Source organism: Variovorax sp. DAIF25 (genome assembly GCF_050711835.1).
GTDB lineage: Bacteria > Pseudomonadota > Gammaproteobacteria > Burkholderiales > Burkholderiaceae_C > Variovorax.
Window position 1 is genome coordinate 1,973,226 of the sequence record NZ_CP136636.1, and the last position, 20,504, is coordinate 1,993,729.

A 20,504-nucleotide genomic window follows, 5' to 3' on the forward strand; every position below is an offset into this window, starting at 1 on the left:
TGATTTCGCTGCGGGGAGTACCCGGTGCCCTGCGCACGTGGGCACGATGTCGGGAGTCGACGCGTGCGACGCGGGCGTGTTGCTACCTGCTACCAGCTTCCCGAGGCACCGCCGCCGCTGCTCGAGCCGCCGGAATCCGACGAGGACGACGAGGACGACGAGGAGGAATCCGACGACGAGGACGAAGAGGAGTCGGACGACGAGGAGGAACTGCTGCTCCATCCGCTGTCGCCGTAATCGCGGTCGCCGCCGCCACCCCCGCCGCCGTCGGCCGGGAAGAAGGCCACGAGCAGCGCCACCACCGTGACGGCCGCGAGCACGATCCAGAACAGCTGCGGATCGAGCTCGTCGTGCGCCAGCCCGACGAACAGGCCCACCAGCACGCACACCACGATCCAGCGCGTGACGAAGCTGCGCACGCCCTTGTGCCAGGCCTTGCGCATGCCGGTCACGATCAGCAGGCCGACCAGCACGGCCGCGCCCAGCGCCAGCATGCCGAGCAGGGACCAGCCCACGCGCTCCCAGCCCAGTTGCTGGCCCGCGATCACCACGCCCGCGATCAGCAGCGCGATGCCGGCGACGACGAGGCGCATCGTGCGCCACAGGCCGCAGCCGTAGCCGAGGCCGAAGCCCATCGGCACCGGCATCATCGCGAGCGCGATCGCGAACATCGGCTCGCCGAGCGTGGCGGCCGCGGCGACCGGCGCGGCCGCGAGGGCGCCGAAGGTCCAGGGCCAGCGCCGCAGGGTCTTGCCGGGCGCGGCCGCGGCAATGGCCGAGGCGCTTTCCAACTCGGCGGCGACGCTGGCCTGCGCGCGGCGTGCGCGCTTCGACGAGCGGCGCGCGCTGCTGCGGGCCTGCCGCGCGCGCCGCCGGGCGAGCCAGTCGGCGTCGGTGCGCAGCTCGGCCGCGCTCTTCTTCTGCCGGCTCTGCCAGAGCCCGACCAGCGCGGACCAGCCGATCACGGCGAAGAAGGCCCAGCCCTCGGGCGTGACATGCGATCCGCGCGGCTCGGGCGCCGTCGATTCGACGGGCTCGCCCGGATCGATCAGCGGCAGTTCCTGGGCCATGGCCATCGGCTCGCCGCGGATCAGCTGCGCGATGCCGTCGACCGCGGCACCCAGGCCGCCGTCGAAATCGCCGGCGCGAAAGCGCGGCGTCATCTCCTGGTCGATGATCCGCGCGGCCTGGATGTCGGTGATGCGGCCCTCGAGGCCGCGGCCGACCTCGATGCGCATGCGCCGGTCGCGGATCGCCACCAGCAGCAGCACGCCGTCGTCCTCGTCCTTGCGCCCGAGCTTCCACTGTGCGAACACGCGCGTGGCGTACTGCTCGATGCTGTCCTCGCCGGTGGTCGGCACGATCAGCACCGCGAGCTGGGCCTGGGTCTCGCGCTCGATGTCGGCGATGCGCTCGCGCAGCGCCTCGGCCTGCGCTGCATCGAGCGTCTTGCTTTGGTCGATCACGCGCGATTTCATCGCCGGCACGGGCAGGGGCCTGGCCTGCGCGCCGAACACGGCGGCGAACAGGAGCACGAGGCACAGCCACAGGCGCGGGCCGGATCGGAAGTCCAGGGCCGTCGCCTTCATCGTTGGGCGCTCTTCGTCACGACGCCCGCGCCGCGCACCTCGAGCCGGCGCTGGTCCACCACCTTGCCGCCGGCATCGACCAGCTCGATCAGGTGGCGGCCCGGCCAGGGCAGCCACTGCGCGCTGTTGCCGCGCGCGAAGTGCTTGCCGTCGATGCGCCATTGCACGCCGCGGCCTTCCGATTCGAAGCGCACGCGCTGGCGCAGCGGCGGGATATCGGGATCGAGCGCGATGATCGTGCCGTCGGCCGGTGCCGTGATGCGCGCGACGCTGGCCGCGCCCGCGGCGCCGGGTTCGTTCGCGAGCGCGAACAGCGGCTGCTCGGTGCCCTGCACGAACCATTCGTCGCGCGCGGCCTCGAGCGCATTGCCGTCGGGGCCCGGGCCGAAGTCGATGTGCGTGCGCACCAGGCCCGGCGGCGGTGCGGGCGCGCGGCTCGGCTCGCGCGCGTGCAGGAAGCGCATGACCTCGGCCCAGACCGGCGCCGCGCCGCTGGTGCCGCTCACGTCCCACATCGACGCGCCGCTCGCGTTGCCGACCCACACGCCGACCGTGTAGCGCTGCGACCAGCCCACGGCCCAGTTGTCGCGCATGTCCTTGCTGGTGCCGGTCTTCACCGCGCTCCAGAAGCGGGTCGAGAGGATGCTGTCGAGGCCGAAGGTGCGGGTGCGCGCGTTGGGGTCGGACAGGATGTCGCCGACGATGAAGGCGGCGCGCGGGTCGAGCACCGGTGCCGGGGCGGCCTTTGCGGCGGTGGCGGCGGCGGCGGTGGGGGTCTTCTTCGACCTGTCCGGCGCGGCCGGCGCCAGCAAGGTGGTCGTGCCGTAGCGCCCGCCGTTGGCCAGCATGCGGTAGGCATTGGTCAGCGACAGCAGCGTGACCTCGGCGCTGCCGAGCGCGAGGCTGTAGCCGTAGTAGTCGCCGCTCTCGCGCAGCGGCAGGCCCGCCGCGCGCAGCCCGCGCGCGAAGGATTCGGGCGACACCATCACCAGCGTGCGCACGGCCGGCACGTTGAGCGAGGCCGCGAGCGCGGTGCGCGCCGACACCGGGCCCTTGAAGCGCCGGTCGTAGTTCTGCGGGATGTAGAGGCCGCTCGCGGTGTTGATCTGCGCCGACGAGTCCTCGATCAGCGAAGCGGCCGTGAGCCGCTGCTCGGCGATCGCCTGGCCGTAGAGCAGCGGCTTGAGCGTCGAGCCCGGCTGGCGCATCGCGGTCACGCCGTCGACCTCGGCCGCCTGGCTCAGCGGCCCCGAGGAGCCGACCCAGGCCAGCACCTCGCCGGTGGCGTTGTCGAGCACCACCAGCGCGCCGTCCTCCACGTGCCGGCCGCGCAGCTCGCGCAGGTGGCGCTGCAGGGTGCCGAGCGCGAAGCGCTGCAGCGGCGCGCGCAGCGTGGTGCGCACGCTGCCGTCGCCGGCGTCCTTCGCGGCCGTCTTGGCCTCGCCCGGCTGCGTGTCTTCCTGCCCGGGCTCGCGGCCCTCGCGCGCCTGGCGCAGCGCGCGCCGCGCGGCATGCGGCGCGATGCCCTCGCTGGCATCGAAGGCGCGCCGCTGCACCGCGGCGCTGGTGAACATGTCGAGCGCCTCGCAGTCGGCCTTGCGCTGCGGTTCCATGGCGCGCAGCACCTCGCAGGCGCGCTGCGCCACCAGGGCCGGCCGCGCGTTGGGCGCGCGCACCAGCGCGGCGGCCACCGAGGCCTCGCGTGCGTCGAGGCCGCTCGGCGCCTTGCCGAACAAGGTGCGCGAGAGCGCGTCGATGCCCACGATCTCGCCGCGGAACGGCACGCTGTTGAGGTAGGCCTCGAGGATCTGGTCCTTGCGCCACTGGCGTTCGAGCTGGGCCGCGGCCACGGTCTGGCCGAGCTTCTGCGTCAGGCTGCGGCCGCCGCCGCCACGCCGCAGGTCTTCGTCGAGCAGGCCCGAGAGCTGCATCGTGATGGTCGAGGCGCCGCGCGTGCGCGTGTTCCAGAGATTGCCCCAGGCCGCGGCCGAGACCGCGCGCCAGTCGACGCCGCTGTGCTCGTAGAAGCGCCGGTCCTCGCTGAGCACCATCGCCGTGCGCAGCGCCGGCGAGATGTCGGCCAGCGCGGTCCACTGGCCGCGCCGCACGCTGGCGTCGGTGCGCACGCGCTGCAGCAGTTCGCCGTTGCGGTCGAGCACCGCGGTGTCGGACGAGCGGAAGTCGCGCTTCACCTCCTCGAAGCCGGGCACGGCCCATGCGGCCTGCGTCGTCAGCATCAGCGCGGCGAGCGCCAGCATGAGGCGCGGGAACGCGGGAGAAGGAAACAAGGCGGTGGGCGTCGGCATCAGGGCAGGGGTGCGCGCGGGGAATGCGCCGGGCTGGAAAGCGGCCGCCATTCTCGGCCATGCGCGTCGGGCTGCCGTCCTGCCGAAAGATGTAGACGGAAGTTCGAACCGGCGCCGCGCGGCATGCGCCTACTCGCGGACGCGGGGCGCACCGCCACGCGGGGGCCGGGCGCGTCGCTCACAGTCGGCAGCAGCTGCCACATCCGGTCACACAACTTCACCGCGGCGCAGCCATCGCGACACCGGGGCCCGACCTGCGTGGCCTTCAATGCGCTACCGCTGCGGTGCCCAGAGGCCAGCCGCTGCGGTGCCCAGAGGCCAGCCGCCGCGGTGTTCCACAACCATTCCAAGGAGAACCCTCATGAAGAACAACAGACTCGCCACCCTGGCCGTCGTGCTGTCGGCCTCGGCCGTGCTGGCCGGCTGCGTGGTCGCCCCCGGCTACGACCGCCCGCCGCCGCCGCGCCATGGCGACCGTGACCGCGACGGCGTGCCGAACCGCTACGACCGCGATCGCGACGGCGATGGCGTGCCCAATCGCTACGACAGCCGTCCGGGCGATCCGCGCCGCAACTGATGGAGGGGCCGGCTCAGGCCGGCCGGCGCGCCATCAGCGCCCACAGGCCCGCCGCGCTCAGCAGCGCACCGCCGCCGAGGTTGAAGCGGCGCTGCGCGCGCGGCGACGACAGCAGGCGCCGCGCCGAACCCGCGAACACCGCGTAGAGCGTGGCGTTGAGCGTGGCCATCGCGACGAAGGTCAGCGCCAGCACCCACATCTGCGGTGCGACCTCGGCCTTCTGGCTGATGAACTGCGGCAGGAAGGCCACGAAGAACACGATGCCCTTGGGGTTGAGCGCCGTCACCAGGTAGGTGTTGGCGAACAGCCGCCAGCGCGAGGCGGGTGCTTCGGGCGTCGCGATCTCGGCGCTCGACACGCCCGCGCGCAGCAGCTTGATGCCCAGGTACAGCAGGTACAGCCCGCCCACCCACTTCACCGCGTTGAACCAGAAGGCCGAGGCCGCGAGCAGCGTGCCCAGGCCCAGCAGCGACACCACCAGCGCGGTCGAATCGCCGAGCGCCACCGCGGCCACCAGCGGCACGTTGGCGCGGCGGCCATGCGACATCGAGTAGCTGATGACGGTGAGGATGGTCGGGCCGGGAATGATCAGCAGCACGGCCGAGGCGGCCACGAAAGCGAGCCAGAGTTCGAAGGGCATGAGGGTGTCTCCTGGGGTTGTGTTTGTTGGCTTGTCTGTATGTCGTCTGTCGCCGTCGTCAGGGATCGATGGCCGTGCGCGCCACGTGCCAGGTGCCGCGGTGGCCGTCGACGTAGCGCAGGGGCGAGTTGACCAAGTCGTCGAGGTCGACGTCGTCGAGGCAGGTCACGTTCACGCCATAGGCATGGGCGCCGGTCTCGGGCGAATGGCCCACGCCGAAGGAGCGCACGCCGCAGAGCTTGCAGACGATGTAATGGCTGCTGCGGCTGTCGAGCATCTGGTCGCTGAGTTCGGATTCGCCCTCGAGCAGGCGAAAGGCCTCGGGCTCGACGATGGCCGGCCAGAAGCGCGTGCGCGTGCAGATCGCGCAGTTGCAGCGCAGCGTGCCCAGGCTCAGGTCGATGTCGGCTTCGAAGCGCACGGCGCCACAGTGGCAGCCTCCGATATAGGTCTTTCTCATTCGGTCGATGTCCGCGTCTTCTTGAATGTGTTTCGGCTTGCAAGGCACGATACCAAAGGCCTTTTGGCCCTGCGCCGCGGCAGGCGCAAAAACCGTGCGCGGCGAAGGCCGAACGCGGCGGGCTCAGGCGAGCGTGCCGGCCGCGGTCACGAAAGCTGCGTGCCGAAGCGCGCCGCCGAGCGGGCCTTGGCGCGCTCGGCCTCGATCTCGCGGTCGCGCGGCTCGGCCGTGGTCACCAGCGATTCGAGCAGCCGCGCCGCGCTGGCGCTGACGTCCTCGACGGCGCGTTCGAACGCGGCCTCGTTGGCGCGCGAGGGCACGTTGAAGCCGCTGAGCTTGCGCACGAACTGCAGTGCCGCGGCGCGGATCTCCTGCTCGGTGGCGGGCGGCTCGAAGTTGTAGAGGGTCTTGATGCTCCTGCACATGGTGTCGTGTCTCCGGGCTCTTGTCGGGTACGGTCAGTTTGCCAGCGGACTTGGTCGAATTGAAGATGCTCTTCCTGGTTGGGCCGTTGGCCGGGTCTCGCCCCGGCAGGCGAGTCACTTTCTTTTGCTTCGCCAAAAGAAAGTAACCAAAGAAAAGGCGACCCACTGTCTGCGACCCCTTCGCTTCGCTACGGGGCAACCTGCGGTGCTCGCGTTTCGCGGGGTCTCGCAGAACTCGCTCCACTTCGTTGCGCTCAGACAGCTGCGAGCCCTTATCCGCGAAACGCTGCGCTCCTCGGCGCAGTCAGAGGGGTGGTTCGGGCCGTCGCTACGCTCGGCCGCAGATATCCGACGGGCCTTCGCTTCGCTCGGCCGGGAGAGGGGTAGAAGAAGGCCCAAGGCCTTCGCACTCGCACCCCACACACAAGGACGCGCCACGGCGCGTTGACCCTAATCCCCTCTGGCTGTGCCGAGGAGCGCAGGAGAAAGCGGGATAAGGGCCGCAGCTGTCTGAGCGCAGCGTAGCGGAGCGAGTTCTGCGGACCCCCGCTTTCTCCGAGCACCGCAGGTTGCCCGTAGCGAAGCGGAGGGACACAGACAGTGGGGTCGCCTTCTTTTGCTTACTTTTCTTGGCGAGACAAGAAAAGTAAGTCGCCCGCCGGGGCGAGACCCGGCCAACGGCCTAAAAAAAAACCCAACCTCAATTCAACCGCAGCACGTCCTCGACAGCCAAAGCCACCCCAGCCAACCGCGAGTCATCCCCATTCACCGAAGACAACATCAACCCAACAGGCAGTTCCCCAGCCGAATGACAAGGCAAGCTGAACGAACACCCATCCATCAAATTGACCGCAAACGTATTCCGCAACAACAACCCGTTCGCCTGAAAGAACGCCGAATCCTCAGCCAGCGACTCGATGGCAGGCGCCACGATAGGCACCGTAGGACAAAGCAACGCATCGAACCCCTCGAGCCGCCCCTCGACTCGAGAGATCCACTCCCGCCGCCGATCCAGCAGCGCGATGTAATCGGCAGCCCGCACCTCGGTCCCCAGGGCAATCCGCGCCGCAACCCGAGAATCGAAAGCCTCGCGCTTCGAAGCAAACCGTTCCCGATGCACAGCCGAAGCCTCGATAGGCGACAACCCCCCCGGCGCATTGACCGTCCCGATCTCCGCCAGCTCGCTCAACGGAATCTCCACGATCTGCGCTCCGGCTTTGGACAGCGCCTGCACCGCCCGCTCGAAAGCCCGCGCCACCCCAGGCTCGATCGCATCGAACATCAGCGTCTGCGGCACCGCGAGCCGCAACCCTTGCGCCGGCCGGCGCCGCACCACGAGCGGCGCATCGGCGATCGCGGCGTCGGCGATCAGGCAATCCTCGACGCTGCGCGCCATCGCGCACACCGTGTCGAGCGAACGCGCGAGTTCGAAGGCGCCGGTGCGCGGCACGCGCGACTGCGTGCTCTTGAAGCCGACGATGCCGCACAGCGCGGCCGGGATGCGGATCGAGCCGCCGGTGTCCGAACCCAGGCCCGCGACCGCGAGGCCCAGCGCCACCGACACCGCGGCACCCGACGAGGAGCCGCCGGGAATGCGCGCGACCTCGGCATCGGCCGGATTGCGCGGCGTGCCGTAGTGCGGGTTGATGCCCACGCCCGAGAACGCGAACTCGGTCATGTTGGTGCGGCCCACGATGGCCGCGCCCTGCGTGCGCAGCCGCGTCACCACGGCCGCGTCGCGCGTGGCCGGAGGTTCGCCCTGGCAGGCGATGGAGCCGGCCAGGGTGGTCTCGCCGGCCACGTCGTAGAGGTCCTTGATCGAGACCGGCAGGCCGGCGAGCGGCGCGGTCTGCACGCCGGCCTTGCGCGCGGCATCGGCATGGCGCGCGGCGGCCAGGGCGGCGTCGGCGTAGAGACGGGTGAAGACGTTCGCGGCCGCGGGTTGTGTGGCGCCGTCGAGCACCTGCTCGATCAGCGCCTCGTGCGTGAGTTCGCCGCGGGCGATGCGCGCGCGCAGCGCGCCGATGGTGGAGTCGTTCTGTGTTGTCATGAAGGAGAAGAGGGCGTTCAGGCGATCACGGGCAGGACGCGCACCGCATAGCGGTGGACGATGCGCCGCTGCAGGCGCGCGTCATGCAACTCGATTTCCATCTGCGCGGCGGGTCGGATGGCCTCGCCGCGCGCGTTGGGCAGCGCCGCCAGTGTGCCGCAGGTCATGAAAAGTCCCTCGGGATCCTTGCCAAGACCCGGCATGCCGTCGCGCAGCGAAGCCAGCGGCCGGATCGCGGCCAGGGTGCCGCGCTGGTAGTCGACCCAGCGGCCGTCCTCGAGGATGCGCGAGCGCAGCTCGATGGCGTCCTGGTGCGCCTCCACGTCGCGCCAGCGCCAGGCCGAGGCGGCCAGCGGCTTGGCGCACATCTGCTTGGAGACGGCGACCGAATAGCTCTCGACCTGGCGGTCGGTGTGGTCCGAGGCCACGCCGAGCCACCACTCGCCCTGCGAGAAGAACAGCAGCGGTTCGGCCTCGCCCGAACTCTGGTCGCCGAGCGCCTCGATCTCGGCGGACTGCGTGAGCAGCAGCGAGGCCATGCGGTAGTACAGCGGCACGCTCGAGGGGCGCGGCACGCCGAGCGCGGCCAACTCCTCGATGTGGTGCTCGATGGCGGCGCTGTCGCGGCCGGTCCAGCCGGCCACCACCAGCGCGCTGGGCGCGACGGCGTGCAGCGCGCTGCTGCGGGTGCCGTCCTCGGCGATGCTTTCGCACGTGATGTGCAGGGTGTTGCGGGTCATCGCTTCAGGCCTCCAGCGGTTCGTGCGCGGTCTCGCGCGCCACCAGCAGCGCGACCAGCGTGAGGCATAGCGCGCCGGTCACGTAGAGCGAGACCGCGAGCGTGCTGCCGTAGGACTTGAACAAGCTGGCGATGATCAGCGGCGCGAAGCCGCCGCCGAGGATGCCGGCCAGCGTGTAGGCCAGCGAGGAGCCGGCATAGCGCACGCGGTTCGGGAACTGCTCGGTGACGAAGGCGGCCTGCGGGCCGTACATCATGGCGTGGATCACGAGGCCGACCACCACGGCGGCGCAGATCGCGAGCGGCTTGGCGCTGTCCATCAGCACGAAGAACACGAAGGCCCAGACGATGCCGCAGAGCGCGCCGATGATGTAGACCGGACGGCGGCCGATGCGGTCCGACAGGCTGCCGAACCAGGGCACCGAGATCGCGTTGCAGGCCGCGCCGATCATGGTCGCGGTCAGCGCCAGCGGCCGCGACAGGTGCAGCACGGTGGTCACGTAGGTGAGGGTGAACACCACCACCAGCGCATAGAGCACGTCGGAGCCGATGCGCGAGCCGCCGGCCACCAGCAGGCGGCGCCAGTGCTGGCCCAGCACTTCCTTGATCGGGGTCTTGGCGGTCTCCTGCTTCTGCTCCATCTCGCGGAACACCGGCGTTTCCTCGACGCCGCGGCGCAGCCACAGGCCGAACAGCACCAGCGCCACGCTTGAGACGAAGGGGATGCGCCAGCCCCAGGACTGGAAGTCCTCGGGGCTGAGCCAGGCCGAGACGGCGGCGATGAAGCCGGTGCCGATCAGCGTGCCGGCCGAGGGACCGACCTGCGTGAACGAGGCGTTGCGGCCGCGCTCGTTCGGCTTGCCGTGTTCCATCGACAGCAGCACCGCGCCGGCCCATTCGCCGCCGAGCGCCACGCCCTGCACGAAGCGCAGCGCGACCAGCGCCACCGGTGCCCAGATGCCCCAGCTCGCGTAGGTCGGCAGCAGGCCCATGAGGCCGGTCGACACGCCCATGATCACCAGCGTGGCGACCAGCACGAAGCGCCGGCCGAGCCGGTCGCCGAGGTGGCCGAAGACGACGCCGCCGAGCGGGCGCGAGATGTAGCCGACCGCGTAGGTCGAGAAGGCGAGGATGGTGCCGGTCAGCGGATCGAAGGAGGGGAAGAAGATCGCGTTGAAGACCAGCGCCGCCATGATGTTGTAGACGGTGAAGTCGTACCACTCGAGCGTGGTGCCGATGGAGCTGGCCATCGCGAGGCGGCCCATCTTGGCGGGCTTGGCGCCGTGCGCGGCGGACGCGGCCGGGAGAGCGTGTTCGGTCATGAGGATCCTGGAATGAGGAAGAAGGTGAAGGAGGCGGTCGGTCAGGCCAGCTCGCCGGCGTGCAGCTTCCAGCCGAGCGCGAGCAGCCAGCCGCTCGCGGGATCGGCATCGAGCGCGGCGGCGGCCGTGGCGCGCGCGGCGCGGGCCGCGTCGGCGCCGCTGGTCTCGACCACCAGCATCGGCTGCAGCACGCGGCCTTCGCTGCTTTCGCGCGGCAGCGGCGTGCTCAGGGCGACATCGGGCTGCAGCAGGAAGGACTGGACGAAGCCCGGCTGTTCGGCCAGGCGGCGGCCGGTCTCGGCGGCGCGTTCGGCGAGCGCCGCGGCATCGGTGGCCACCTCGAGCGGCAGCACCGCGATGTGGCTGCCGCTGCCGAAGCCGGTGACGGCGCGCACCGCGCAGACGCGGCGGATCGGGTCGCGCATGCGGTCGAGGTTGGCGATCGACCACGGCGTCTGGCGCTCGAAGGCGGCGCGGTAGCCGGCCGAGCGGAACACCTCGAGCGAGGCGGTGCGGTACAGGCCGAGGTAGCGGCGGCCGCCTTCGAGCGAGACATAGCGCGCGCCGGAAAGGAAGCCCGGGATGCGCACGCGTTCCTCGACGTGCTCGCGGTCGTACCAGCGGTTGAAGTCGGCCTCGTCGGCCGCGGGATCGACGTCGCAGGCGACGAAGAGCAGGCCGTTCTCGGCGGCGATGGGTTCAGTGACGGAAGCGGTGGAGGTCATGGCGGCGGAAGCGGGAGCGGGCCTTCGAAAAAAGAAGGCGCGATCTTCCGTCGCGGGGTCAGGCTGTCACAAACGAGTTTTTCTGGGCGACAGCCACAAGAATTACTGGCCCCTCGATGGGGCGCAAAAGCGCTGCTCCGAGGGTTAACCCTCTATGACTCCGCTCCAGATTGGTGCGACCGCCGCGGCCGTGAACTGGTCGGAGGCCCGGCAGGCCAGCTCGGCCACGAGACGGATGGCGTCGGAGTCGGCGGCCTCGAGATGGCTCACCACCAGCCGTTGCGGCGAGATCAGCGCATCGCATTCGATGATGCGCACGTCGCCGGCCGCCACGTACTCGTAGACCGGCGGCAGCGGCACCAGTGCATTGCCGAAGCCGGCCTTCACCAGCCGCGCCAGCGCCGAGATCGAGCTCACGCAATGCACCTTGCCCAGCGGGATGCCCACCGCGCGGTAGAGGTTCTTGAGCGCCTCGTGCGGCTGCGAGCCCGGGCTCATGGTCAGCACCGGCTGGCGCAGCAGCTGCTCCACCGTCTGCGTGCCCTCGGCGCTCATCTGTCCGACCCAGCCCATGGGCATCGGCAGGCAGGGCGTGCTCACGATGCCCGCGCCCGCGATGTGGTCGGTCTGCAGCGCGATGTCGAGCGCGCCCTCGCGCAGGCCGCGGTGCAGCGCGAGCGTGGTCTCGGAGGTGAGCTGCACCTCGATGCCCGGGTAGGTGGAGCGCAGGTTGGTGAGGAAGCCCAGCAGCCAGGTGTGGACCACGGTCTCGATCGCGCCGATGCGCACCAGGCCCAGCAGGTCCTCGCGCGGGCGGCCCAGCGAGACGATCTCGCGGCGCAGCTCGAGCAGCCGCTCGCCGTAGTCCATCAGGCGCACGCCAACGGGCGTGAGCCGCAGCTCGCGCGCGTCGCGTTCGAACAGGCGCGCGCCGATGTCTTCTTCCAGCGAGGCGACGCGGTTCGACACGGCCGCCTGCGTGATGTGCAGCCGGTCGCTCGCGGCCCGGAAGCTGCCCAGTCGCGCGGCCCAGAGAAAGGCTTCGACGAATCGTGTGTTCATGCAGGTGTGTCCGCGGGGATTGTGCCGGCAATCGCGCGGCGGCCAACCCGGGACGGCCCGCATGGCTATCTGGCGGCAAGGGGCAGCGTGAGCGCGTCCAGCACCGGCACCACCGCGGCCGCGTCGTTGCTCGCGAGCAGCACCAGCGCCTCGCTGGTGGCCGGCGAGAACGCGAGCAGCGCGCGGTAGCCGCCGGTCTGGCCGGTGTGGAAATAGATGCGCCGCTGCGCGCCGCCCGCGGCCGGATCGCGCATGCGCAGCGCGTAGCCGACGTCGTACTCGCCCTGCGCCGACAGCGGCTCGCGCAGCCGCTCGGCCGCGGCGCCCAGCGGTCCTGCGCGGCCGGCCATCAATGCGCGTGCGAACAGGAGCAGGTCGGGCGCGGTGCTGCGCAATGCGCCGGCCGCGGCCAGCGCGCCGAATTCCCAGGGCGCGCGCGCCGCGTGGCCGGCGTAGCCCTGGGGCAGCCGTTTCGCGCGTGCCGCGTCGAGGTGCTGCACCGTGTCCTTCATGCCCAGCGGCACGGCGATGCGCTCGCGCACCAGCTGGTCCCAGGGCTGGCCATAGCGCTCCGACAGCAGCTGCCCGACCAGCGCGATGCCCAGGCTGCCGTAGCGCGGCGCGCAGGGCGGCGACTGCGTGAGCTCGAGCGTGGAGAGCGCCACCATCAGGTGGGCGCGGGTGGGCCTGGCGAAGGGATTGGAGTCGGGCCCGGGCGGGCGCGCCGGCAGCGCGGGCAGGTTCGGCAGGCAGGCCGTGTGGGTGATGAGCTGGCGCAGCGTGATCGCGGCCACGGGCGGCGGCAGCGTGGCCTTGTCGGCGAGCAGCCGGCCCAGCGTGTCGTCGAGCGAGAAGTCGCCGCGCTCCACGGCCTGCGCGAGCAGCAGGCCGGTGAAGACCTTGCTGATCGAGCCGATCTCGAACACCGGCTGCGCCTCGCCGGGCGCCATCGCCTTCGCCTTCGCCTTGCCGACGTGCTTAGGCGCATTGCGCTGGATCGCGTAGCGCGCCGTGCCGTCGCGCCAGGTGCCCGCGACGACGGTGCCGGGGCGCTCGCCGAGGACTTGCGCGGCGAGCGATGAGGGAGGGCTGTCGAAGCCGGCCGATTTCGCATGGCCGGCCAGCGGCAGCAGCAGCGCCGACAGCGCGAGGAGGGAGGCAGGAAGATGTCGCATGGCGCGCATCTTCGAAGCGCGAGGGCGCCGCGGCAACGCGCGGCGGCGCCCGCCGCGTCACCGCCGTAACGCGCGTAACGACGGCCCGTGGCTCGGCGCTTGTCAGCGCTTGTCGGTGGGCAGCACGTTGCGCGCGTCCTGCCGCAGCACCAGGTCCCAGAGCTGCTGCCCCGTGGGCGCGCGCGATTCCTCGCAGACATGCGCGACCAGCCCGGCGGCGCGCCCGACCAGCGCCAGGCCGCGGCCCAGCAGCGGGTCGAGGCCCATGTCGGCGAGCACCGCGCCGTTGGCGCCGGCCGCGTTGAGCGGCAGGTGGCGACCATGGTCCTCGCGCAGCACCTCGACCAGCGCGAGCGCCAGCCGCCAGTGGCGCCCGAAGTAGCCGTTGGCCTTCGACACGGCCAGGAGCGTCGGCACGCGCGGATCGCCGTCGACGTGGATCGGATGCCCGATGCCCGGGATGCTGCGCCTGGACTGCCGGCGCTCGCGCACCAGCGTGGCCGCGCGTTCGCGCAGCTCGGCATCGCTCGCGTCGTCGGTGAGGCCCGCGGCGGCCGCGAGCAGCATCTCGCTGACGTTCTGCACCGTGCCGAGGAAGTTCGAGCCCGCGCCCAGCAGGCCCGCGGCCACCGCGCCCTGCAGCGACTCGGGCGCGCCCAGCCAGGTCATGCGCGCGGCGATCGCGCTCGGCGTGAGGCCGTGGTCGGCCGCGGTCACCAGCAGCATGTTGACCATGGCCTTCTCGCGCGGCTCGGGCAGCCGCGCCATCGCGAGCAGCCACAGCATCTCGACGAAGTCGAGCTTGCCGATGATCTCGGTGGCGAGGTTCAGGCCGCGCACGTGGATCGCGTCGGGGGTGGTGTAGCCGATCTCGGTGGTGATCGTCATCGCCGGCCCCTCAGCCCGCCAGGCCCACGGTGATGCCGCCGCAGACGTAGAGCACCTGGCCCGTCATGAACGAGGCCATCGGGTGCATGAAGGCATCGACCGCGTGCGCCACCTCGGCGGGCTCGCCGAAGCGCTGCACCGGGATGCCCTCGGCGATGCGCCGCGTGCGCGGGCTGTCGGCCGGGTTCGCGGCCTTGAAGGCCTCGGTGGCGATAGGGCCCGGCGCCACCGCGTTGACCGTGATGCCCTGCGCCGCGAGCTCGAGTGCCCAGGTGCGCGTGAGCGCGTTGAGCGCGCCCTTGGCGGCCGAGTAGCCGCTGCGCAGCTCCTTGCCGAGCGCGGCGCGGCTCGTGATGTTGACGATGCGCCCGCCGCCGCCCGCGCGCATCGCGGGCAGCACGGCCTGCACGCACTGCAGCGCGGCGCGCGCGGTCACGCCGATCTGCAGGTCGAAGTCGTCGAGCGAGGTGCTCTCGAGCGGCGCCGGGCGGATCGCGGCCACGTTGTTCACCAGGCCGGTGAAGCGGTGGCGGCCGCAGGCTTCGGCGAGCGCGGCGGCGAGCGCCTCGCGGTCGCCCATGTCCACGCGCAGGTGCGCGCCGCTGCGCGCGTCGGGCGGCGGCTGGATGTCGAGGCTGGTGACCTGCCAGCCGCTCTCGATGAGGCGGCGGCAGATCGCGAGGCCGATGCCCGAGGAGCCCCCGGTGACGAGGGCGTGGCGGTCGGATGGCGGAGTCGGGTTCATGGCGTGGCGTGATGCGGTGGGGAGGTCTCGCTGCTGGCGCCCATGCGCCGCAGCACTTCGATGCGTGCGTCCTTCTTCGAGGCCTTGCCGTTCGCGGTGCGCGGCAGCGCGTCGAAGAAGTGCACCGCCTTCGGCGTCTTGACGGGATCGAGCCGCTCGCGCACCCAGGCGACGAGCTCGGCGGCCTCGCAGGCCGCGCCCTCGCGCAGCTGCACCGCGGCATGCACGGCCTCGCCCCACTTGTCGTCGTCGATGCCGATCACCACGCAGTCGTAGACGGCCGGATGGCGGCCCAGCACGTTCTCCACGTCGGTCGGGTAGACGTTGAAGCCGCCGGTGATGATCAGGTCGCGGATGCGGTCCTTGAGGAACAGGAAGCCGCGCTCGTCGAGGTAGCCGCCGTCGCCGGTGCGCAGCCAGCCGTCGTGGAAGGCCTCGGCGGTCTTCTCGGGCTGCTTCCAGTAGCCCGACATCACGAGGTCGCCGCGCACCACCACCTCGCCGCCCTGGCCCGGCGGCAGCAGCGCGCCGGACGGGTCCATGATCGCGACCTCGGTCATCAGCGCGGCGCGGCCCACCGACTCGAGGTTGCGCGGATCGAGCGCGTCCTCCACCGGCATGTAGGAGATGATGGCCGGCGCCTCGGTCTGGCCGTAGCCGGTCTCGACATGGCCGAACACCTGCTGCGCCTCCACGATCTTCGCGCTGCGCATCGGCGCCGCCGCATAGACGAAGTGGCGCAGCGCGCGCCAGTCGCGCCCGCGCGCCGTCGGGTCCTCGAGCAGGCTGTAGATCAGCGTGGGCGGCATGAACACCGCGGTCACGCGGTCGTGCTCGAGCTGGTCGAGCACCTCGCGCGGCCTGGTCGAGCGCGGCAGCAGCACCGTGCCGCCGCTGCCGAGCACCGGCAGCAGGAAGGTCGAGGTGCCGTGCGTGATCGAGGCCACCGCGAGGTAGCGCTCGTCGGCGTCGAGCTTCATCGCCTGCATGATCGAGACGATGGTCGTGTTCCACGCGCGGTAGCTCTGCATCACGCCCTTGGGCGCGCCGGTGGTGCCGCCGGTGAACTTGATCGCCTGGATCTCGGCCAGGTCATGGCGCACCGGCGCGGGCCGGTGGCCCGCGTGCGCGGCCAGCAGCGTCGAGAGTTCGCAGCCGGTGGGCGCCGTGCCGAGCGCGCCCGGCCGGTAGACCACGCGCGGCGCGCCGGTGGCCTCGAGCTTGGGCGCCTGCTCGTGCTCGGCGATCACCAGCGCGGCCTCGGTGAAGTCGACGATGCGGCACAGCTCGTCGGCGCCGGCGCGCGGATTGAGCGGCACCCAGATGCGGCCCGCGAGCAGGGTCGCGAACAGCGACACCACGTGCGCGAGGTGGTTGCCCGCGCAGATCGCGATGCGCCCGCGCGGATCGGGCACCAGCGCCTGGAACGCGGCGGCCAGCGCCTCGGTGTGGGCCAGCAGTTCGGCGTAACTCAGCGCGCCCTCGGGGCCCGAGAGCGCGATCTTGTCGGGGTGGCGACGCGCGGCGCGCAGCAGGAAATCGATCGGCCGCATCCGCTCACTCCGCCTTCGCGCCCGAGACGCGCACGATCTCGGCCCACTTGTCGTACTCCTTGCGCACGAACTGGTCGAAGGCCGGCTGCGGCATCGGCAGGATGTCGGCGCCGAGGTCGCGGTAGCGCGCCTTCACGCGCTCGCTGCGCAGCGCCTTGTCGACCTCGTCGTGCAGCCGCGCCACCACTGGCGCGGGCACGCCGGTGGGCACGAACAGGCCCGACCAGGCGGTGGACTCGTAGCCCGCGAGGCCGGCCTCGGCCATGGTCGGCACCTCGGGCAGCAGCGGCGAGCGCTGCGCGCCGGTCACGGCCAGCGCGCGCAGCGAGCCCTTGGCGATGTGCGGCAGCGAGGTCGGCAGGTTGTCGAACATCAGGTCGATCTGGCCGCCGATCAGGTCGGTCAGCGCGGCCGCGCCGCCGCGGTAGGGCACGTGCAGGATGCTCACGTGCGCGAGGTGCTTGTAGAGCTCGCCCGACAGGTGGATGCTGCTGCCGTTGCCCGAGGAGCCCATCGTGAGCTTGCCCGGCGAGCGCTTCGCGAGCGCCGTGAGCTCGGCCACCGTCTTGGCCGGCAGCGCCGTGTTCACCACCAGCACGTTGGGCACCGAGCCCACCATCGCCACCGGCACGAAGGCCTTGCGCGTGTCGTAGGGCAGGTTGCCGTAGAGCGTGGGATTGATGGCATGCGTGCCGACCGTGCCGAGCATGAGCGTGTAGCCGTCGGCCGGCGCGTTGGCGACCTCGCGCGCGCCGATGTTGCCGCCGGCGCCGGGACGGTTGTCCACGATCACCGGCTGGCCCAGCGCCTGCGCGAGCTCGGTGCCCACGAGGCGCGCGAACAGGTCGGCCGCGCCGCCGGGCGGGAAGGGCACGACCAGGCGCAGCGGCTTGGCGGGCCAGGCGGGTGTCTGCGCCATGGCACCGGTGGCGAGGGCGGCCAGCGCGAGGGCGCCGGCGCCCAGGAGGGATCGTCGTTTCAAGGCTTGTCTCCGGAAGCGGGGAAAAAGAAAGAGAAGGCTCAGGCCGCAGCGCCGGGTGCGCGCGCGATGCCGTGGCGCAGGCCGCCGTCCACCGGCAGCTCGGCGGCATTGATGTAGGCGGCCTCGTCCGAGAGCAGGAAGCAGGCGGCGTTGGCGATGTCCCAGGCGCTGCCCTGGCGGCCGAAGGGCAGCGGCCCGCTCGCGCGGCCCGGGCGCGCGGCGCTGGCGGCGCGGCCCATGGGCGTGTCGATCAGGCCCGCGCGCACGATGTTGGCGCGGATGTCGCGTGCATGGCCCTCGAGCGCGACGGCGCGGCACAGCGCCGACAGCGCGGCCTTCGAGCTCTCGTAGGCCGGGTTGCGGCCCGCGGGCATCAGCGCGGCGAGCGAGGAGACGAACACGATCGCGCCGCCGTGCTGCATGGCGGGCAGCGCCGCCTGCGCGCACAGCAGGTGGCCGCGCAGGTTCACGCCGAGGATCGCGTCCCAGCTCTCGGGCGTGACCTCGGCCAGCGGCCGGCGGTCGCTGATGCCGGCGTTGAGCACCAGCGCGTCGAGCACGACGTCGCCTTCGGCCAGCGTGGCGAAGAGCGCGCGCACCTGGGCCGGGTCGCCGATGTCGGCGGCCAGGGCCACATGCTGCGCACCGGGTGCCTGCGCTTCGAGCGCGGCCACCGTGTGCCGCGCGGCCTCGAGGTCGCGGTCGGCGCACACCACGCGCGCGCCGCGCTGCGCGAGCCGCAGGCAGATCGCGCGGCCGTTGCCCACGAGTTGAGGGTCGCCGCCGGCGGCCTGGCCGCCACCCACCACCAGCACCGTGCGGCCGGCGAAATCTCGCCTTGTTTCTGAGAACGTTTCCATATCGATTCCAAGGTTAAAGTGAGCGCCCAGGAGGCCGCAATCCATGGAACGTTTGCATAAGGGAAAACTATGAGCCGAACGCCCAGCCAGGCGGTCTCTCTGCGCGACGTGGCGCGCGCCGCCGAGACCTCGGTGGCCACCGTGTCGCGCGTGCTCAACCACAGCGGCTACGTCAGCGCCGAGGTGCGCAAGCGCGTCGAGAAGGCCGCGCAGGGCATCGGCTACGTGCCGAACTTCAGCGCGCGCCACCTGAAGACCGGGCGCAGCAAGGCGATCGGCTTCATGGTCTCGAACATGGCGAATCCCTTCCTCTCGGCCTTCTTCGCGGCGGTCGAGGCGCGGCTGCAGTCCGAGGGCTTCTCGGTGCTGGTCGGCAGCACCTTCGACCAGCCGCAGCGCGAGGCGCAGTTGCTGCACCTGTTCGAGAACCGCCGGCTCGAGGGCGTGTTCGTCTCGCCGAGCCGGGAGGACCTGCCCGCGGCGCAGGACGCCTTCGCGCGCTGCAAGCTGCCGCTGGTGGTGCTCGACCGCGAGACCGGCTTCGAGGCCGACGCGGTCTGCCAGGACCACCGCCAGGGCGTGGCCACGGCGGTCGACTACCTGGTGTCGCTGGGCCACCGGCGCATCGCGCTGTTCGGTCCCAATCCCGCGATCCGGCCCGGGCGCGAGAAGCTGCTCGGCTACCGCGACGGCCTGCGGCGTGCGGACATCGGCTACGACGAGGCGCTGGTGTGCATGCTGAGCTCGGCCATCGAGTCCTCGGCCGCGCAGATGGACGCGATGCTCGCGCTCGCGGCGCCGCCCACCGCGCTGATCGCGCTCGGCACGCGGCTGCTGTCGGGCGCGCTGCGCAGCGCGCGCGAACGCGGCCTGCGCATTCCGGCGCAGCTGTCGGTGGTGGGCATCGGCACCGACGACGCCTTCGCGCTGATGGACCCGCCGCTGACCACCTTGCGCTTCGACATCGAGGGCGCCGCGCATGCCGCGGCCGAACTGATGCTCGAGCGGGTGGAGGGGCGCGCGCCCGAGGCGCGGCGCAGCGTGCACGTGCCGCTGGCGCTCACCATCGGCGCCTCGTGCGCGGCGCCCGCGCGCTGAACGGCCTCAGTCCTCTTCGACCAGGCCGCGCGCGATGGCGAGCGGCTCGTCGCGGAAGATCGCCATCGCGGTCTTCATGCGCCGGAAACCGAGCTTGCGATAGAACGGCTCCTTGCCGGCCACCGCGTACAGGATGATCTTCTTGTGGCCGCGCGAGAGCTCGACCAGTTTGGCGACGATCTCGCGGCCCAGGCCGGTGCCCTGGCGCTCGGGGTGCACCGCCACGTCGCAGATGTAGGAGCAGTCGAGGCCGTCGGCCAGCGCGCGGCCCGCGCCGACCAGCCGGCCGTCCTCATAGACCAGGCACTTGAAGAGGCTGGCGGCGTACACCTGCTTGAGGCTCTCGGGCGGCTTGTGGCCCAGCGGCGCGATCTCGTAGAGCCGCGACAGCTCGTCCCAATCGACCGCGTCGATCGCGTGGCGCCACTCGAGGGCCATGGGCTCAGGCGGCGTAGAAGAATTCCTCGCGCACGATCTTGCCGTCTTCCACCGTGTAGAGCGCCATCTCCTCCATGGTGAAGCGCTCGCCGCTGGTCTTGAAGGTGGCGTCGATCTTGAAGCCGACGATGAAGCGGTCGTCGTGCGGCCACGGGCCCGCGACGATCATGCCGTGCACCTCGTGGTTCGAGGTCCACCATTCGCCCTTGCCGCGGATCGCCTCGATGCCGCGCACCTCGCGCGCCATGTCGGGCGGGCCGCCGGCCTCGACGCTCACCGCGTCGCTCGCATAGAGCGCCAGCGCCTCCTCGTAGGCGCCCTGGCGGCACAGCTCGACGAGCGTGTTGGCGATTTCCATCGTGTCCATCGTGGTCATGGGTAGCGGCCTTTCTGCGGATCGCAGCAACGGGGTTGGGGGGAATGGGAACGGCTGGAGTCAGTGTAGGCCGCCGGCCGCGCGGCGCCCATCGGGAAAGACCGGGAATGACAAGCGCGCCGGGCCGGACTCAGTCCGGCGCGTTGAGCGCGCGCATGCTGTCCACCGCCTCCTCCGAGGCCCAGAGCAGCGTGTTGAGGTAGGTCTCGATGCGGTCCACCAGCGCGGCGCGCGGCCCCTCGCGCCATTCGGTCGAGCCGTAGAAGGCCGACTGCTCGGCCTCGAGCGCCTCGCGGCTCGCATAGGCGCGCACGAGGTGGTAGCTCTCTTCCTCGTGGTCGCTGCGGCCGTAGCTCACCACGTCCATGCCCCTGGCGCGCAGCATGGGCACGGCGCGCGCGTGCATGGCCTCGTGGAAGGCCTCGAGGGTGCCGGGCTTGAGGCGGTAGGTGCGGATTTCGAGCAGTCGCCGGGTCATGAAGAGGTCCTTCCTG

General features: G+C 71.6%; 21 protein-coding genes. 2 read left to right on the forward strand and 19 right to left on the reverse strand.

Going from position 1 to position 20,504, the window contains the following annotated elements; genetic code table 11:
- Positions 1-89 precede the first annotated feature (89 nt).
- Both R0232_RS09025 and pbpC read right to left on the reverse strand, forming a co-directional pair.
- Entirely contained in the window at positions 90-1,589 is a 1,500-nt protein-coding gene (locus R0232_RS09025; RefSeq protein WP_431511890.1) for a TPM domain-containing protein, read from the reverse strand.
- Positions 1,586-3,895, reverse strand: a complete 2,310-nt coding sequence (pbpC, locus tag R0232_RS09030; protein ID WP_431511891.1) for a penicillin-binding protein 1C — start codon at positions 3,893-3,895, stop codon at positions 1,586-1,588. Before pbpC ends, R0232_RS09025 begins: the two co-directional genes overlap by 4 nt.
- A 361-nt stretch (positions 3,896-4,256) precedes the next feature.
- On the opposite strand from pbpC, the gene R0232_RS09035 reads away from it, so the two are divergent.
- Entirely contained in the window at positions 4,257-4,472 is a 216-nt protein-coding gene (locus R0232_RS09035; RefSeq protein WP_093348507.1) for a hypothetical protein, read from the forward strand.
- A gap of 13 nt (positions 4,473-4,485) precedes the next feature.
- Here the strand turns inward: R0232_RS09035 and R0232_RS09040 are convergent, their stop codons facing one another.
- The 14 genes from R0232_RS09040 to R0232_RS09105 all read right to left on the reverse strand — a co-directional run bounded on the left by R0232_RS09040 (position 4,486) and on the right by R0232_RS09105 (position 18,098).
- Positions 4,486-5,112 (reverse strand): LysE family translocator, encoded by a 627-nt coding sequence (locus R0232_RS09040; protein WP_093348510.1) that lies wholly within the window; start codon positions 5,110-5,112, stop codon positions 4,486-4,488.
- Positions 5,113-5,170: 58 nt separating this feature from the next.
- Positions 5,171-5,572 (reverse strand): GFA family protein, encoded by a 402-nt coding sequence (locus tag R0232_RS09045; RefSeq protein WP_431511892.1) that lies wholly within the window; start codon positions 5,570-5,572, stop codon positions 5,171-5,173.
- A gap of 146 nt (positions 5,573-5,718) precedes the next feature.
- On the reverse strand, positions 5,719-5,997 hold the full coding sequence (locus R0232_RS09050) for a DUF2277 domain-containing protein (protein ID WP_431511893.1): 279 nt from the start codon (positions 5,995-5,997) through the stop codon (positions 5,719-5,721).
- 700 nt (positions 5,998-6,697) lie between these two features.
- Positions 6,698-8,047 carry an amidase gene (locus tag R0232_RS09055; RefSeq protein ID WP_431511894.1) on the reverse strand — a complete coding sequence of 450 codons (1,350 nt, stop codon included), beginning with the start codon at positions 8,045-8,047 and terminating at the stop codon, positions 6,698-6,700.
- Between the two features lie 17 nt (positions 8,048-8,064).
- On the reverse strand, positions 8,065-8,787 hold the full coding sequence (locus R0232_RS09060; RefSeq protein ID WP_431511895.1) for a DUF2848 domain-containing protein: 723 nt from the start codon (positions 8,785-8,787) through the stop codon (positions 8,065-8,067).
- Positions 8,788-8,791: 4 nt separating this feature from the next.
- Positions 8,792-10,108 (reverse strand): MFS transporter, encoded by a 1,317-nt coding sequence (locus R0232_RS09065; protein ID WP_093348525.1) that lies wholly within the window; start codon positions 10,106-10,108, stop codon positions 8,792-8,794.
- Between the two features lie 41 nt (positions 10,109-10,149).
- Complete coding sequence (locus R0232_RS09070; protein WP_431511896.1) at positions 10,150-10,833, reverse strand: hypothetical protein; 684 nt, start codon at positions 10,831-10,833, stop codon at positions 10,150-10,152.
- A gap of 144 nt (positions 10,834-10,977) precedes the next feature.
- Entirely contained in the window at positions 10,978-11,895 is a 918-nt protein-coding gene (locus tag R0232_RS09075; RefSeq protein ID WP_431511897.1) for a LysR family transcriptional regulator, read from the reverse strand.
- Positions 11,896-11,960: 65 nt separating this feature from the next.
- Entirely contained in the window at positions 11,961-13,070 is a 1,110-nt protein-coding gene (locus tag R0232_RS09080; protein WP_431511898.1) for a serine hydrolase domain-containing protein, read from the reverse strand.
- A 102-nt stretch (positions 13,071-13,172) separates the two neighbouring features.
- A complete protein-coding gene (locus tag R0232_RS09085) occupies positions 13,173-13,958 on the reverse strand; it encodes a citryl-CoA lyase (protein WP_431511899.1) in 786 nt (261 codons plus the stop codon).
- A gap of 10 nt (positions 13,959-13,968) precedes the next feature.
- Positions 13,969-14,703: an SDR family oxidoreductase gene (locus R0232_RS09090; protein WP_431511900.1), complete on the reverse strand. Its 735-nt coding sequence runs from the start codon at positions 14,701-14,703 to the stop codon at positions 13,969-13,971.
- The gene (locus R0232_RS09095) at positions 14,700-16,256 is read right to left on the reverse strand and encodes a class I adenylate-forming enzyme family protein (RefSeq protein WP_431511901.1); all 1,557 of its coding nucleotides are present in this window, start codon (positions 16,254-16,256) and stop codon (positions 14,700-14,702) included. Before R0232_RS09095 ends, R0232_RS09090 begins: the two co-directional genes overlap by 4 nt.
- 4 nt (positions 16,257-16,260) lie before the next feature.
- Positions 16,261-17,238, reverse strand: coding sequence for a tripartite tricarboxylate transporter substrate binding protein (locus R0232_RS09100; RefSeq protein ID WP_431511902.1), 978 nt, complete (start codon positions 17,236-17,238; stop codon positions 16,261-16,263).
- Positions 17,239-17,276: 38 nt separating this feature from the next.
- On the reverse strand, positions 17,277-18,098 hold the full coding sequence (locus R0232_RS09105) for an SDR family NAD(P)-dependent oxidoreductase (protein WP_431511903.1): 822 nt from the start codon (positions 18,096-18,098) through the stop codon (positions 17,277-17,279).
- Between the two features lie 69 nt (positions 18,099-18,167).
- Here R0232_RS09105 and R0232_RS09110 point away from each other — a divergent pair, with 69 nt between their 5' ends.
- Positions 18,168-19,196, forward strand: a complete 1,029-nt coding sequence (locus R0232_RS09110; protein WP_431511904.1) for a LacI family DNA-binding transcriptional regulator — start codon at positions 18,168-18,170, stop codon at positions 19,194-19,196.
- A gap of 6 nt (positions 19,197-19,202) precedes the next feature.
- Here the strand turns inward: R0232_RS09110 and R0232_RS09115 are convergent, their stop codons facing one another.
- The 3 genes from R0232_RS09115 to R0232_RS09125 form a co-directional block, all read right to left on the reverse strand.
- Positions 19,203-19,634, reverse strand: a complete 432-nt coding sequence (locus tag R0232_RS09115) for a GNAT family N-acetyltransferase (protein WP_431511905.1) — start codon at positions 19,632-19,634, stop codon at positions 19,203-19,205.
- 4 nt (positions 19,635-19,638) lie between these two features.
- Entirely contained in the window at positions 19,639-20,010 is a 372-nt protein-coding gene (locus R0232_RS09120) for a nuclear transport factor 2 family protein (protein WP_261217756.1), read from the reverse strand.
- A 130-nt stretch (positions 20,011-20,140) separates the two neighbouring features.
- Positions 20,141-20,488, reverse strand: coding sequence for an NIPSNAP family protein (locus R0232_RS09125; protein ID WP_431511906.1), 348 nt, complete (start codon positions 20,486-20,488; stop codon positions 20,141-20,143).
- Positions 20,489-20,504 lie beyond the last annotated feature (16 nt).

Excerpts from the sequence above, each read along its gene's own strand:
- R0232_RS09065 (WP_093348525.1), bottom strand. The coding sequence starts at position 10,108 with ATGACCGAACACGCTCTCCCGGCCGCGTCCGCCGCGCACGGCGCCAAG.
- R0232_RS09090 (WP_431511900.1), bottom strand. The coding sequence starts at position 14,703 with ATGAACCCGACTCCGCCATCCGACCGCCACGCCCTCGTCACCGGGGGC.
- R0232_RS09095 (WP_431511901.1), bottom strand. The coding sequence starts at position 16,256 with ATGCGGCCGATCGATTTCCTGCTGCGCGCCGCGCGTCGCCACCCCGAC.
- R0232_RS09050 (WP_431511893.1), bottom strand. The coding sequence starts at position 5,997 with ATGTGCAGGAGCATCAAGACCCTCTACAACTTCGAGCCGCCCGCCACC.
- R0232_RS09040 (WP_093348510.1), bottom strand. The coding sequence starts at position 5,112 with ATGCCCTTCGAACTCTGGCTCGCTTTCGTGGCCGCCTCGGCCGTGCTG.
- R0232_RS09025 (WP_431511890.1), bottom strand. The coding sequence starts at position 1,589 with ATGAAGGCGACGGCCCTGGACTTCCGATCCGGCCCGCGCCTGTGGCTG.
- R0232_RS09045 (WP_431511892.1), bottom strand. The coding sequence starts at position 5,572 with ATGAGAAAGACCTATATCGGAGGCTGCCACTGTGGCGCCGTGCGCTTC.
- R0232_RS09060 (WP_431511895.1), bottom strand. The coding sequence starts at position 8,787 with ATGACCCGCAACACCCTGCACATCACGTGCGAAAGCATCGCCGAGGAC.
- R0232_RS09055 (WP_431511894.1), bottom strand. The coding sequence starts at position 8,047 with ATGACAACACAGAACGACTCCACCATCGGCGCGCTGCGCGCGCGCATC.
- R0232_RS09080 (WP_431511898.1), bottom strand. The coding sequence starts at position 13,070 with ATGCGACATCTTCCTGCCTCCCTCCTCGCGCTGTCGGCGCTGCTGCTG.
- R0232_RS09105 (WP_431511903.1), bottom strand. The coding sequence starts at position 18,098 with ATGGAAACGTTCTCAGAAACAAGGCGAGATTTCGCCGGCCGCACGGTG.
- R0232_RS09035 (WP_093348507.1), top strand. The coding sequence starts at position 4,257 with ATGAAGAACAACAGACTCGCCACCCTGGCCGTCGTGCTGTCGGCCTCG.
- R0232_RS09125 (WP_431511906.1), bottom strand. The coding sequence starts at position 20,488 with ATGACCCGGCGACTGCTCGAAATCCGCACCTACCGCCTCAAGCCCGGC.
- pbpC (WP_431511891.1), bottom strand. The coding sequence starts at position 3,895 with ATGCCGACGCCCACCGCCTTGTTTCCTTCTCCCGCGTTCCCGCGCCTC.
- R0232_RS09085 (WP_431511899.1), bottom strand. The coding sequence starts at position 13,958 with ATGACGATCACCACCGAGATCGGCTACACCACCCCCGACGCGATCCAC.
- R0232_RS09075 (WP_431511897.1), bottom strand. The coding sequence starts at position 11,895 with ATGAACACACGATTCGTCGAAGCCTTTCTCTGGGCCGCGCGACTGGGC.
- R0232_RS09115 (WP_431511905.1), bottom strand. The coding sequence starts at position 19,634 with ATGGCCCTCGAGTGGCGCCACGCGATCGACGCGGTCGATTGGGACGAG.
- R0232_RS09110 (WP_431511904.1), top strand. The coding sequence starts at position 18,168 with ATGAGCCGAACGCCCAGCCAGGCGGTCTCTCTGCGCGACGTGGCGCGC.
- R0232_RS09070 (WP_431511896.1), bottom strand. The coding sequence starts at position 10,833 with ATGACCTCCACCGCTTCCGTCACTGAACCCATCGCCGCCGAGAACGGC.
- R0232_RS09120 (WP_261217756.1), bottom strand. The coding sequence starts at position 20,010 with ATGACCACGATGGACACGATGGAAATCGCCAACACGCTCGTCGAGCTG.